The sequence below is a fragment of the Psychromonas aquatilis genome (genome assembly GCF_038155185.1).
In the GTDB taxonomy this organism is placed as follows: domain Bacteria; phylum Pseudomonadota; class Gammaproteobacteria; order Enterobacterales; family Psychromonadaceae; genus Psychromonas; species Psychromonas aquatilis.
Window position 1 is genome coordinate 1 of the sequence record NZ_JBAKAZ010000330.1, and the last position, 221, is coordinate 221.

1 pseudogene is annotated in these 221 nt (G+C 34.8%); it reads left to right on the top strand.

The features are described 5' to 3' along the window. Positions 1-221, top strand: a pseudogene (locus V6256_RS15735) (3',5'-cyclic-AMP phosphodiesterase); the annotation flags it as partial.

Below are 221 nucleotides of genomic sequence, written 5' to 3' on the forward strand. Positions count from 1 at the left end.
CTTCAAGGCAATATTAATTTATTGCAGATCACTGACACTGATCTTTTTGCTGACCATACGGTAGATCTTTTAGGGATAAAAAGAGTCGATAGTTATGACGCTGTTATTAAACATGCTAAGAAATATACAGAACAATGTTCTGCAGTCTTGTGTACTGGGGATCTTTCTCAAGATCATTCATCGCAATCTTATAGTGATTTTAGTGAGCGAATTAAATCACT